The following is a 13,650-nucleotide window of genomic DNA, read 5'->3' on the forward strand; positions in this document are numbered from 1 at the left end:
AAAAATTGAACTCTTCTAATAGAGCAATTGTGATCGTTAGTGATAAATGTTTTAATTGCATATATAATCGTAACTGACTAACTCACCAACGAATAGACAATGTTTAGAAGATTCTGGCGGGATGTAATCCTGGGAACAATTTTTATTATAGGCTTAATGGTCTTTATAGGATCAGTATCAGCCTTCAAGGTCTTTGACATGTTTGATCCAATTGGAGATGCGTTTGCGGACATGGAGTTTACGGACATCTATTTCTCGCAATTGCTGGATGATCCCATAGCTGACGAAAATGTCATATTGATAAATATGGGATTGGAGTCTCGGGCAGGAATTGCCATGATGATTGATTCTATCAGTCAACATAATCCTGCTGTGATTGGTGTGGATTCGTTCTTTGATTTTCCAAAAGAAGATACATTGGGTGATATGATGCTCATGGATGCATTAAGCAGGGTAGAAAATCTGGTAATGGTAACTAAAGTGCTGTACAATCCAGATACGGAAGAACTTGATTCTGTTCATATGTCCTGGCCATGGTTCACATTCAATGCTGAGCCTGCTTTCGCTAATCTGTTAACAGACGCGGGAGAACAAGCCGATTTGAAAATGTGTAGGGAGTTTAATCCAACACTGACAACTTCGGATTCAGTAACGCATCAGGCTTTCGCAGTTAAGTTATCCTCTTATGTTGTTCCTGAAAAGACACAACAATTTGTTGATAGAGGTAATGAAGTGGAGGTTATAAATTACCGAGGTAACGTGCTTGATTATGGTGCGACCAAATTTGGTAATAAGTATTATGCGCTTGATGTCGGAGATGTTTTTGGGAGTAACTACACACCAGATATAATTGAAGGTAAAGTGGTGATTTTCTGTTTTTTAGGAGAATATCTTGGGGATAGAGAAAATTTTGAAGATAAGTTTTTTACGCCTTTAAATGAAACCTATATCGGAAGAGCTTTTCCAGATATGTATGGAGGAGTTATTCATGCGAACATCGTTTCTATGATCATGAATGAGAATTACATATTTTATCTAAAAGATTGGCAGAAGATTTTGGTAGGCTTTATCGGATTATTTTTAAATATCATGGTATTCTCATGGATTTATAAAAAATTACCTAAATGGTACGATGGTATCACCAAAGTCATTCAGGTTATAGAATTTGTAGGCTTAATTTATCTTATGGTTTATTTCATGGATATCTTTAGCATGAAATTGGATCTAACATATTTACTGTTCGCAGTAGCCCTTTCAGGTGATGGCCTGGAAGTATTTTATGGAGTAGTGAAAAATTCACTATCGAAAGAAGGAAGAAAAGAATTATTTAAAGTATCACGATTATAAATTTTTAGAAAACGCCAAATTATTATTGGAACTATTATGAGAAAGTTTGTTTCTATCGCAATGACCATTATGCTTGTTTTCGTAGCTGGAGTAGCTTACGGACAAGGATACACATTTAGAGTTTTGGCCAACAAGGGTCAAAATCAAGTTAAAAAACAAGGTGCAACATCCGCTGTTGCACTAAAAACTGGAGCTACTTTAAGTGACGGTGATGAATTAATCGCTTCACAAGGTGCTTACATCGGTTTGATGCACAAATCAGGTAAGACGCTAGAGGTAAGAACTCCGGGTACTAAAAAAGTTTCAGATCTTGCTAAAATGGTAAATACCAAAGCCGCGAGCGTATCTAGTAGATATGCTAAGTTTTTAGCGAATAAGATGAATGAAAAAGAACAGCCTAACTACAGAGCCAGATTAAATGCTACAGGAGCTGTATCAAGAGCTTTGGCTGGTGATGAGCAAATTCAGGTACTTATTCCTGCTGAAGACGCAAGTGTTCTTGGGGATAAAGCAATTCTTAACTGGGACACTCCGGAGGGCATGGAAGAAAACACCTTCATTGTTACCGTGAAAAATATCTTTGATGAAGAGATCATGAAAGAAGAGGTTGCTGGAAATGCAGTGACACTTGATTTCACACAGGATCAGATGAAAAATGAAGAAGGTCTGTGGATCATCAATGTAAAAGCTAAGGAAAACATGGATGTTTCTTCAGGTGACATTGCTATCAAGCGTCCTGAAAATCCTGAGCAATATTCAGAAGGACTTAACAGCCTGAAAGCTGAAGTTGATGAAAGCAGCCCGCTAAACAAGGTTATCTACGCTTCATTCTATGAAGAGAATGGCCTTATTGTTGATGCCTTGACTGCTATTGAAGAAGCTATCAAAATGAATCCTGAGGTTGATGATTTTAAAATCATCAAAAAAGATATTATCGAGCGAAATGGAATTAAAGTTTACAGCGAGGAATAATATTTCCAAATAGAAACAATTTTCAAAACCCTGATTCGTGTGGATCAGGGTTTTTTGTTTTTAGGAAATGTATTAGTTCATTTAAGCATGAGCAAATTTTGGAGATGTTAATGAAAATTGTGAATGGCAATATTTCATGCTCTTGAAAAATTTGTAATACATAAGCCTCATAAATTCTTTTTTATTGATGCCGCCAGCCTTAAAGGCTTTTTTATGACCAAACCATATTGCATGAATGGTGCCAAAGAATAAAATACCATACCAGCCAATGCTAAAGGCTTTGTTATAGAAACTCTTTTTTTCAAAAATCTGATACAAACGTTCGTTCTGGAATTTAATGTGATGTGCCTCATCAATAAGTATATCCTGACAAATTGATTTTAGAAGTTTGCATTTAGTGGAATCCTTTAGCGCTAAATAGAATATTTGCGCTGCACTTTCTACGATTATAACTGCAACTGTCCACAGCTCCATACTTGAATTGAAGTATCTTATTCTTCGAAAAAGAGTGTCTCCCCAGTCACTTTTGCACCTCTGTTCATCAATTAGGTCAATATATTTTCCTAGGTTTCTTCCATGTTCTTGTTCTTCTTTTATGAATAGACGAACAGCATTCGGGTAATCAGGGTCATCGATTTTCTTTGCATATTTTTCTGCAACCTTGAGTAGGTGAGACCCATCACTCGTTTCTCCTAGTTGCCAGGCTTTTAGCGAGTAAATGATTTCTTTTTTTTCGATGTGGGAAATTTTTGGTCGAATTTTCCAATCTACCCGATTAGCTGTTAGGTTTTTTCTGAAATGATCTTGCCAAAATAATGAGCTATGTATCATAGTTTTTTGATGCACTAACGAATCATTTGACTCGGCGTTCAGGCTCTTAACACTAATTAAGAAATTAAGCAGAAACAAAAAAAGGGATGCCATTGCCATCCCTTTTTTCCAATTTATTTTAAATATTAATCCAATCCAATCATTACGAATGGTCCCCAGTAGATAGGATCTCTATATTCGTTTCTAATCTCTTTTTTAGCATCTATAAAGGCCTGTCTTTTATTTCCGGTTTCAATCCATTTTCGGTAGAACTTCACCATCAATTGCTGAGTGGCCTCATCACTTACTTTAAAGAGTGACATTACAATGGTGCGTGCTCCAGCAACAAGGAAGGCTCGCTGTAATCCGTAAACACCTTCACCAGCCTGAACTTCACCCAGCCCTGTTTCACATGCAGATAGCACGACAAGATCTGTTTGATCAAGGTTTAGATTCATGGCCTCATAAGCTGTCAAAATACCATTATCTACGTTGTAATTGAATTGCGTTTGGTTAAGGATGTCACCGGCACCAGCTAAAAGCAACCCAGTCTTTAGAAGCGGGTTGTCATAAGCTGCTGTCTCGTTGTATTCTTGATCAAGATTACTTGCTTTGGGTGCTTCTTTGAAAAAACCGTGTGTTGCAACATGAAAAACCCTTGGATTTGTCACCTGCTTGATAGTGGATTCACTTGCATCATTTTCTGTGTATTTATCTGTATTCCATCCTTTCCGGTCAAGCAGGTCGTTCAACTCGTCAATTTCTCTTTTGGTTCCGGGTAATGGGGAGACTACTTCAGCGGTGGATCTTGTAAGTCCTGAACTTGCAAGTGGCTTTCCTGGCTGAGTTTGGATATAAAATTCTGGATTACCAAACATCATGGCATACTGTTCTTCAGCAACAACTTTGGTTTTGATCTTATTAAGGAATAAGTCCTTCGTATTACTTATGAGTAGAATGTTCGAATTATCAAGAACATATCGTCCATCAGGAGTAGGAATTGCCTCTAGATTTATTTGATTATAAACTCCATCGGGGGATAAATATATGGTAGAGACAGCACCTATTTCTTGCTCAATCGGTTTCCAATACTGGTCATAGGAGTATTTATCCTCGATTTTAAACTTGATACTGTTCCTGTATCTTTTTAAGTACCTGTTTTCCAAATCTCCACCATTAGCTAAGAGAATCATTTTAGGTTCAGATCGTTTGTCTCCTTTCACATAAAGCAATGCATACATCACAGAGTCTGTGAAGACATGATCAAATACTCTGAACCTTACCATCTCAATTGCCACCTCATTTTCACCAAGTGAATTTTTCACATCTTCCCATAGAATTTGTTTGCTATCAGCACTTTGTGAGAATAATTCAGATTTTAAGCTGATATTTTTTTCTAATAGCTCGACATTGTTTGCTAGTGCAGCAGGGTCTATTCCATTTTCAGTAAGGTCCTGAGTACTCATAGACAGGGCAGCTGTAAGTAATTCCTTGTCTTCCACCCATTTGGTATACATGCCTATTAACTCTTCATCATTGCTGCCCATGATTCTTTGACGAACCTTAATTGATGAGTTGAGAAGAAGTGCTTTAGTTAAGAGCGCATTATTATAAAGTTCTCCGATATACTTTGCGCTTCTGTTTCTACTCACCACAAGGGTGTTATAAAATTCATAGTCTCCCTTAATCGTATTCCAGAATTTTGCCTTTTCTCGTTCACTCAAGGCAGGAAAATATTCCTGAATGAAGTTTTTATAGTTAGCAAGTACTTCCTCCATTTCATCCTGTGAATCTTTATATCTGGATTGCATGAAATATGTCTTGCTTAATTTGGATTGAACCTTTACATATTCTGGATGTGTGTCATTAAAAACTCGCTGATATTGTTTTCTGGCATCTTCATAATAATTTTCAGCCTCAGTATAATTGCGTTGTTTATAGAAAATATCCCCTTTCAATACAAGTGCGGTTGCGGCATTAATGTTATTTCTTTTACCAATCTTCTTTTTCCATATGCTTTCTGCCTGATTCAGGTAGGTAATTGCAAGGGTGTAATTTGCAGATGCAATATTCGCAATTGCCATGTTTTTTAAGATTTCAGCATAGGTTGGATTATTCGACCCCAGTTTTTTGCCGATAATGCCCTCTGCCTCCTGAAATAATGTCTGTATTTGTGGTAGTGGTTTATCTTGATAAAAATAAACCAGAGCTAGTTTTGATGTTGATTTACCCACATCAACATGTTCAGGTCCAAACTTTTCTTTTTGAATTCTAATAGCATTTTTAAGTAAACTTTCTGCCTTGTCATAATCACCTATTGTCGTGTAGACATCTGCAAGTTGAAGAATTGATGGAACTACTTTAGATGAACTTTCACCGAAAGTACTTATTGCAATGGTATTAGCTCTTCGTGCTTCTTGCTCAGCTTCAGTATAATCACCCTTGATGAGATTTAATCGTGCATTTGCTACTAGGGTTTGATTCAAGTGTCGACTAGTAGCTCCGAATTGCTTCGATTTTTCTTTGAGCGATTTTGTTAGTAACTGTGTGGCGTCTGAGTACCTTCCAATACTTGTGTATAGACTACCTAAATCATCCCTGAAAGAAATTCCTGCAACATCTGTTGTTAGAGCCCCTTGGCTCCTGAGATCTTCAGAATCATAAATGTGCTCTTCTGCTTCGTCATATTCTCCTTTTATAGTAAGAAGTTTTGCTTTGGTAATGTAAGCAGCAGATAAGTAACTCTTAGCAAGATCTGTCTTGGTTGATTTCATTATCTCTATGGCAGACTCAAGATTGGTGGTAGCTTTATCATATTCGCCAATATTTATCTGTAACCCAGCGATTTTGTCTAGCTCTTTACCATATTCAATATCCTGATTGTCATACTTTACACGGGCTGCCAGCAAAGCTTCATCCAGGATTTCCGAAGCTTTTTCGTAGTTATCAGTCTCCTCATAAAACTTGGCCAAATGGTTCATGATATTCAGGTAATCCACATGCCCTTTCGTAATTTCTGGCTCTACTTTACCATGAAAACTTTCATCATAAATAGCTTTTGCTTCAGCAAATTTGTCAGTAAAGTCTACATAATAATTTGCAAGCTTTACTTTCGTTAAATGGTACTCAGGCGCATCATCACCCAGTAAAAATTCTTTGATTCTGAGAATTTCACTATCATAACTTTCGGTGTTGCTGGTATTACCAGCATATAGAGATACCTTTTTTGCCAGCTCCAAAAGCTCTACTCTCTCCGAATGAAATTCAGGAATAACCTCACTAGCAAGCATTTTATTGATTTGGTTTTCAAGTCTTCTGATGTCTTGATTAACTAAATCAAATGTTAAGTCCATTTTATCCTCAGCTAAGTTGAAAATGCTTGTTTTATCAAATTCTTTAAGTGATTTCTTAAAATCTGCCTTGGTAATTTTTAATCTTGAATTTTGACCATTTTGAAAATAGGCCCTCATTAGATTAGCCTGCATTGTCATGACTGTATTATGTGACAAATCATACTTTCTTACAGCCCATATGTAGGCATCCTCATATAATTTCGCTTGCGCTGATATTGCAAGTCCATTTTCTTCAAGCAACTTCGCATTCAAAAATGCATTTTTTGACCAAAGCAGATGACTCTTCTTTAGATTATCATCCACCCACTGTAAATTGGTAATGAATGCAGAATCTGCCGACTGATAGTCACCCATGTGTCGGAGGGAGTTGGCTTTTACAATCATCATCTCAGCAAACTCTTCTTTTCGTTTTATTTGTTCTTTTTTGTCCCCTTCTGCAAGCGCTCTTTGAAGGTAGTAATCCGTCTGATTATCTACGAGTTCTATTGCCTGACTGTAAAAACCCTTACCTGATAGTACTTGGGCACGCTGGACATCTAGTTTTGCAGAAATGTCCTCGATAAGTGAGCCAGAGCTTTCAAAAGCCTCATTTGCTTTATCAATAAACTGACCTGCCAGTAGAAAATTTCCATATGATATTAGTACATCGGCTGCCTCCATCAGCACAAAACCATGCTCAGCACTTGTAGCACCGTTTACTTCTTCACTCATGGCTACTGCCTCTTCAAGAGGCTGCATAACACTCACTAGTTCACCTAAGCCAACATTGATTTTAGCTTCTTTAACCAAGCCAATTGCATTGTAAGGATTATTGTATCCCAGACTTTTAGTGGCTTTCTTTTTTAGCTTTACTATCTGCTTTCGAGCCGATGAATAATCTCCAGACTCATATTTTTCGTCTGCCTTATCAATATACTTTTGATATTGGGCATTCGTAAAAGTGACGCAAAGCATCAGGACTACCATCAGGGCGGATTGCAAGTATTTCATTTTCAATAGGATTTTTCTTATGACTAAAGTTATCTAAAATGGAGCAACTATTCGCTCATCAGCTTGTTAAGAATTTTAATTGCCGCCTGGGATATAATTGTACCAGGTCCGAATATATCTGCAACTCCTTGTTCATAGAGTTCTTTATGATCATTTTCCGGGATTATTCCACCAGCAACAACTAAAATATCACTTCTGCCTTGATTTTTTAGTTCCTGAATTAATTCAGGTATCAAGGTTTTGTGTCCTCCGGCAAGGGATGACGCTCCTACCAGATGCACGTCGTTTTCAATAGCTTGTTTAGCTACCTCCTCTGGTGTTTGGAACAGAGGTCCTATATCCACGTCAAAGCCAAGGTCAGCGAATGATGTGGCAATCACTTTTGCACCTCTATCATGACCATCTTGCCCCATTTTTGCTATCATGATGCGCGGACGCCTACCATCGTATTCCTCAAATTTATCCGAAAGCGCAAGGGCTCTCTTAAATTCTTCGTTATTCTTAATAGCTGATGAATACACGCCTGATATTGTTCGGTTTGTCGCCTGAAATCTACCAAAAACTTTCTCCATTGCTGCAGATATCTCCCCAAGAGTCGCCCTATTACGTGCAGCTTCAATTGCTAACTCAAGCAAGTTTTCATTGGATTTGGCACCTTCTTCAATTTTTCTTAATGATTGTTGAACTTTTTCTTCATTACGCGAGGACTTGATTCCCCTAATCCCTTCTATTTGTTTTTTTCTTACCTGATTGTTGTCTACTTCCAACAATTCAATCTCTGTTTTTTCATCTGTTATAAATTTATTTACACCAATTATTGCTTCCTGACCAGAATCAATTCGTGCTTGCTTTTGTGCAGCAGCCTCTTCAATTTTCATTTTTGGATAACCGGCCTCAATCGCCATAGACATGCCTCCCATTTCTTCTACTTCTTGAATAATATTCCAGCTTTTCTCAATCAATTCGTGGGTGAGTTTTTCTACATGATGCGAGCCACCCAGTGGGTCAACGACTTTGGTAATGTTTGTTTCTTGCTGAAGATAAATTTGGGTGTTTCTGGCAATTTTTGCAGAATAATCTGTTGGAAGAGCAATGGCCTCATCGAGCGCATTAGTGTGTAATGATTGTGTATGACCAAGTACAGCGGCCATGGCTTCTATAGTTGTGCGAGCAACATTATTGAATGGGTCCTGGGCGGTCAGACTATAGCCAGAGGTCTGGCTGTGTGTCCTCAAGGCCATGGATTTTTCATTCTTTGGATCAAATTCTTTGATGATTCTTGCCCATAAAACCCTTGCAGCCCGCATCTTGGCAATTTCCGTGAAAAAATTCATGCCAATTCCCCAGAAAAAAGATAGGCGAGGTGCGAAAGAATCAATATTGATTCCCGCTTTAATTCCTGTTCGCACATACTCAAGCCCATCAGCTAATGTAAATGCCATTTCAAGCTCAGCTGTTGCGCCGGCTTCATGCATATGATATCCGCTGATACTGATGGAGTTAAATTTTGGCATCTTTTCAGAAGTGTATTTGAAGATATCCGCAATTATCCTCATCGATTGTGCAGGCGGATAAATGTAGGTATTTCTCACCATGAATTCTTTCAAAATATCATTCTGAATAGTGCCTGTCAGTTGTGCTGGTGATACCCCTTGTTCCTCTGCAGCGACTATATAAAACGCCATGATTGGAATAACTGCTCCATTCATCGTCATTGAGACAGACATTTGATCCAATGGTATTTGATCAAAAAGGACTTTCATGTCCTCAACTGAATCTATGGCTACCCCTGCCTTACCAACATCTCCTTTTACTCGTGGGTTGTCACTATCGTATCCTCTATGTGTGGCTAAATCAAAGGCTACTGAAAGCCCCTTTTGACCCGCTGCTAGATTTCTTCTATAAAATGCATTCGATTCTTCTGCTGTGCTAAATCCTGCATATTGGCGGATTGTCCATGGTCTGGAGGTATACATAGTGGCATATGGCCCCCTAAGAAACGGGGGTGTCCCAGCTGAAAATCCCTCTTGTAAATATTTTCTATCTTTCATTATTTCAGCTTAGTGTTAACTTCATTAACTATTTTATCTGTCAGGGCTTCAATATAGAAGGAGCCTCCGCACTGATCAGAATACTCATTTATCCCACTCTCCTCCCGAATCAGATTACCCACATTACGACTTATTCTGCTATCTCCCATGGCGGTTGGTAAGTCAATAGAATGGCTGCCACCAAGAATACTGGCAATGGCAGAACTTGTGTTTAAAAACCATTGATGTTCTGTAGATTCATGAATTGGTATTTGGGTGTGGATATGAATGTTTGATAGCCCCTTGGTACCCAATAGAAATCTCAATGCTCTAATAGAGGCTATTTCGAGAAAGAAATCCTTGAAGGCATATCGATACAGATAAGAATGGTTTGAGATTTTTGATACTGAACTAACAAGTTGATCTATAGGATCATCTTTTTGACCTAAATACAAACAATTTCCATTCACCGTGTTTTTAAACCCATTTAAACCGACAGAGTCTACTTCTTTTGAGGAGATTAGGGAAATGTCACAAATGGTTCGATCAACACCTTCCAGTGCAGGTCCCAGTATTTGATCATCCTCAACTTTTAAGATAATTCCATCACACCCGCCCATTAGGGCTTTTAATATTTTTTCATTTGCTTGTTTAGCATTTAGAACTTGAACCTCTTCGTACAACTTCCATTTGTGGGAATTAATTTGTGAAAAAAAATCGTGGAGGTACTTGAGGTTGGCGGTATCTTCCTTATCGTAATATGCTTCAATCTCGATTTTTGCGGCATTCAACCAAGTCAATTTGGCACTAGGATCAGCACCTTTTAGTTGCTTTTCAGCAAGTTGTTTCCACTTTTCTTTAGAAACTGAGGGGAAAATATTCAGGTTTAGTTCTTTCAAATTTTGAGTGTTTTTAGGGATTGATTCACGAAATTAGACCAGAAATGGCATGTTAAGAAAAATTGTATTTTTCAAAGAATTTTCATTTAAAAATGCCCCTGGAGGAACATAGGAAACTATTTGAAAAAATCAAGGATAAAATCCATTTTTTTTAGAAAAAAATTTGAGACATATTTGATGCCCTTTCGAAAATTCGAAGGATCACCTAAGCCAATATAAACCACTATTAACTCTAATCGAGAATGCATGAAATAGTATGGAAAAACTGCCTTGAGTTCATAAAAGAGCGCATTCCTAATCAAAGTTTCTCTACATGGTTCGAGCCAATAAGCCCCTTAAAATCAGAGGGTAACGTTCTGACAATTCAAGTACCCAGTCAGTTTTTTTATGAATGGTTAGAAGAACATTATGTTCACATCTTGAAAGAAGCAATTGCGAAAGAAATGGGTGAGGGGGCAAGATTGGAATATTCTGTTGTCGTAGAAAATGAAAAAACGGCGAAAAATACACCCACTACGCTGAAAATCAATAACCTAGCTGATCGTAACGGAAGTAATAGTAAGGGTATAAATACTGCATTTATCGATGATCTTAAGAGCGAAAATAATTTAAATCCCACAAACACCTTTGATAACTTTATTGAGGGCGATTGTAACAGGTTAGGCAGATCTGCAGGCTATGCTGTTGCCAAGAAGCCCGGAGTTACTTCATTCAACCCATTAATGATTTATGGAGGAGTTGGACTTGGTAAAACTCACCTTGTACAAGCGATTGGTAATTACATTAAAAGTGAAGATCCTTCCAAGAAAATCATTTATGTAGCATCGGAAAAATTTACGAATCAATTTATTGATTCATTAAAGAATAATAACGTTCAGAGCTTTATCTCCTATTATCGTGGTGTTGATATATTGGTTTTAGATGACGTACAGTTCTTAAGGGATAAAGAAAAAACACAGGAAATATTTTTCCATATCTTCAATCATCTCCACCAAGCTGGAAAGCAGATTGTGATGACAAGTGATTGTGCTCCTAAAGATTTAAAAGGACTGCAGGAAAGATTAGTGTCACGTTTTAAGTGGGGGTTGACTGCTGATTTGCAACAACCAGCATTCGAAACACGGATGGCAATTATTCAAAGAAAAATTCAGGAGGACGGAATTCATATCCCTGAACAAGTAATTGAGTACATAGCTTATACAGTTGATACCAACATTAGGGAGTTGGAAGGAGTAGTAGTATCTCTAATCGCCCATGCATCCTTAATGCAAGTTGAGGTGGATCTGGAACTCGCTAAAAAAGTTCTCAAAAACATTGTCAAAGAGATCGATTCGGAGGTAGGTATTGATTACATACAAAAAACCGTATCTGATTATTTTCATGTTGGCCAAGATGATTTGAAGGCTAAAACAAGGAAAAAAGAAATCGTAATAGCACGTCAGGTAGCTATGTATTTTTCGAAGGATTATACTAATCACTCACTTAAATCAATAGGGTATCATTTTGGAGGAAGAGACCATAGTACAGTAATCCATGCCCTTCAATCAGTCAATGACATGATGGACACAGATTCTAAATTTCGCTATTCCGTTGATGAGCTTAAGAAAAAGTTGAAAATGCGTACTGCCTAACGTCGAAATGGGTAATACACTTTTCTTCCACTTTCATTTATCCCGATAATATCAAATCTACCTCTAATGTTTTGTAGCGTTTGAGCAAGTTCTTCGGGTTTTTGAATGGACTTATTGTTGATTTGGGTAATGATAAAACCTTTAGGAATACCAAGGTTGGCAAAAAATCCATTGTTCTTAAAATCGATCACTTTTACTCCACTCTCAATTCCTAATAAGTCACGTTCTACTTTAGATACCCGTTCGAATCGAGCTTCTAATTCATCAGCGTAATAAATATCTCTTGTGATAATACTGGTTGTCCCCTCTCTGTTGGTAAGCGTGAGTGTTTTATTTATCATATTTCCGTCCCGTTCAGCAACAATCTGAAATGCATCGCCTGGATAACTTTTGGCAATTAGCTCTTCTAAATGAGCTTTGCTCATTATTTGCTTTCCGTTGACTTTTCTAATTACATCTCTTTTCTTTAATCCTGCCTTATCAGAAGCACTACCATCTTTGATATCTGCTATCAAAACACCATCTAGATCTTGAACGCTTATTCTAGACGCTATTTCGCTATCGATATCAATAAATTCTGCTCCTGTAAAAGCTTTCTGAACTTCTCCGTATTTCACGAGATCATTGAATACCTTATTTACAATATTGACCGGGATAGCGAAACCATACCCTGCATATGATCCCGTTCGAGAAAGTATTGCCGTATTTATACCAATGAGCTTGCCGTTGGAATTCACCAGAGCTCCACCACTATTTCCAGGATTGATTGCAGCATCAGTTTGAATAAAGCTTTCAATTGGGAATTTATCCCTTAGGATGTTAATATTCCGCCCTTTTGCGCTTACAATTCCAGCAGTTACTGTAGAAGTAAGATTGAAAGGATTACCTACGGCTAAAACCCATTCTCCAACTTTTACTTCTTCTGAATTTGCCTTTTCAATTGCAGGTAGTTCATCTGAATCAATTTTAATCACAGCTAAATCGGAACTTGGATCTCGACCTACTAATTCAGCTTTATAACTTCTTTTGCCAGCGATCACTGTTATTTCGTCAGCATCCATAATTACATGATTGTTGGTGACAATATATCCATCGTTGGAGAAGACAACACCTGAACCACTGCCTACTCTTTGAGAAGATCGCGGCTCGAAAAACCAATCCATCCATCCTCCGGTCCGATACTCAACTTCACTCAGCGTCTGAATAAACACAACACTCCCAGTGCTTTTTTCTGATGCGACCACAAAATTTTCATTTGGAATAAGCGATGAATAAGAAACAGAACTAATGTACTGGTTCGTCTCAGGAACTTCATGCTCAACAAGTTGAATCGAATCTACTTGAATATTATTGTCGGAATTTTGAGTGACTATAAAGGCACCTACCGCACCTGCGATCAGGCTCAATATAACGGTCTTAATTGTATTCATGATTTTTATATTCATTGCTATGAAAAGTAAACTGAATTTGATCAAAATTATTCCATCGCATTGTTAAAAATTGCAAACTTCTATCTTTGCCGCCTATTATGTTTGCGGCACTTTCAAATGAAGTCTAAATCACCTTTTCTTTTTTTTGTTTTAGTTCTATTATCAACAATGGGCTTTGCGCAGAATAA

At 37.6% G+C, this 13,650-nt stretch carries 8 protein-coding genes; 3 read left to right on the forward strand and 5 right to left on the reverse strand.

The features are described 5' to 3' along the window. The first annotated feature begins 156 nt into the window (after positions 1–156). Together ACO05G_RS01750 and ACO05G_RS01755 are read left to right on the forward strand one after the other, a co-directional pair. Entirely contained in the window at positions 157–1,347 is a 1,191-nt protein-coding gene (locus ACO05G_RS01750) for a CHASE2 domain-containing protein (RefSeq protein ID WP_421764415.1), read from the forward strand. Between the two features lie 36 nt (positions 1,348–1,383). Beyond that, positions 1,384–2,319: a hypothetical protein gene (locus tag ACO05G_RS01755; protein WP_348282668.1), complete on the forward strand. Its 936-nt coding sequence runs from the start codon at positions 1,384–1,386 to the stop codon at positions 2,317–2,319. Between the two features lie 81 nt (positions 2,320–2,400). Here ACO05G_RS01755 and ACO05G_RS01760 read toward each other — a convergent pair whose 3' ends face one another. The 4 genes from ACO05G_RS01760 to ACO05G_RS01775 all read right to left on the reverse strand — a co-directional run bounded on the left by ACO05G_RS01760 (position 2,401) and on the right by ACO05G_RS01775 (position 10,401). After that, positions 2,401–3,150 carry a ferritin-like domain-containing protein gene (locus ACO05G_RS01760; protein ID WP_421764416.1) on the reverse strand — a complete coding sequence of 250 codons (750 nt, stop codon included), beginning with the start codon at positions 3,148–3,150 and terminating at the stop codon, positions 2,401–2,403. 125 nt (positions 3,151–3,275) lie between these two features. After that, positions 3,276–7,472 (reverse strand): CHAT domain-containing protein, encoded by a 4,197-nt coding sequence (locus ACO05G_RS01765; RefSeq protein ID WP_421764417.1) that lies wholly within the window; start codon positions 7,470–7,472, stop codon positions 3,276–3,278. 47 nt (positions 7,473–7,519) lie between these two features. After that, positions 7,520–9,523, reverse strand: coding sequence for a methylmalonyl-CoA mutase (gene scpA, locus ACO05G_RS01770; protein WP_421764418.1), 2,004 nt, complete (start codon positions 9,521–9,523; stop codon positions 7,520–7,522). Beyond that, positions 9,523–10,401, reverse strand: a complete 879-nt coding sequence (locus ACO05G_RS01775; protein WP_421764419.1) for a methylmalonyl-CoA mutase family protein — start codon at positions 10,399–10,401, stop codon at positions 9,523–9,525. Before ACO05G_RS01775 ends, scpA begins: the two co-directional genes overlap by 1 nt. A gap of 242 nt (positions 10,402–10,643) precedes the next feature. Between ACO05G_RS01775 and dnaA the strand changes: the two genes are divergently transcribed. After that, positions 10,644–12,032, forward strand: a complete 1,389-nt coding sequence (gene dnaA / locus ACO05G_RS01780) for a chromosomal replication initiator protein DnaA (protein ID WP_421764420.1) — start codon at positions 10,644–10,646, stop codon at positions 12,030–12,032. Here the strand turns inward: dnaA and ACO05G_RS01785 are convergent. After that, complete coding sequence (locus tag ACO05G_RS01785; RefSeq protein ID WP_421764421.1) at positions 12,029–13,462, reverse strand: trypsin-like peptidase domain-containing protein; 1,434 nt, start codon at positions 13,460–13,462, stop codon at positions 12,029–12,031. The genes dnaA and ACO05G_RS01785 overlap by 4 nt on opposite strands. Positions 13,463–13,650: the final 188 nt, after the last annotated feature.

It is taken from the genome of Ekhidna sp. (assembly GCF_965227465.1).
Classification (GTDB): domain Bacteria; phylum Bacteroidota; class Bacteroidia; order Cytophagales; family Cyclobacteriaceae; genus Ekhidna.

Excerpts from the sequence above, each read along its gene's own strand:
- scpA (WP_421764418.1), bottom strand. The coding sequence starts at position 9,523 with ATGAAAGATAGAAAATATTTACAAGAGGGATTTTCAGCTGGGACACCC.
- ACO05G_RS01785 (WP_421764421.1), bottom strand. The coding sequence starts at position 13,462 with ATGAATACAATTAAGACCGTTATATTGAGCCTGATCGCAGGTGCGGTA.
- ACO05G_RS01755 (WP_348282668.1), top strand. The coding sequence starts at position 1,384 with ATGAGAAAGTTTGTTTCTATCGCAATGACCATTATGCTTGTTTTCGTA.
- ACO05G_RS01760 (WP_421764416.1), bottom strand. The coding sequence starts at position 3,150 with ATGATACATAGCTCATTATTTTGGCAAGATCATTTCAGAAAAAACCTA.
- ACO05G_RS01765 (WP_421764417.1), bottom strand. The coding sequence starts at position 7,472 with ATGAAATACTTGCAATCCGCCCTGATGGTAGTCCTGATGCTTTGCGTC.
- dnaA (WP_421764420.1), top strand. The coding sequence starts at position 10,644 with ATGCATGAAATAGTATGGAAAAACTGCCTTGAGTTCATAAAAGAGCGC.
- ACO05G_RS01750 (WP_421764415.1), top strand. The coding sequence starts at position 157 with ATGGTCTTTATAGGATCAGTATCAGCCTTCAAGGTCTTTGACATGTTT.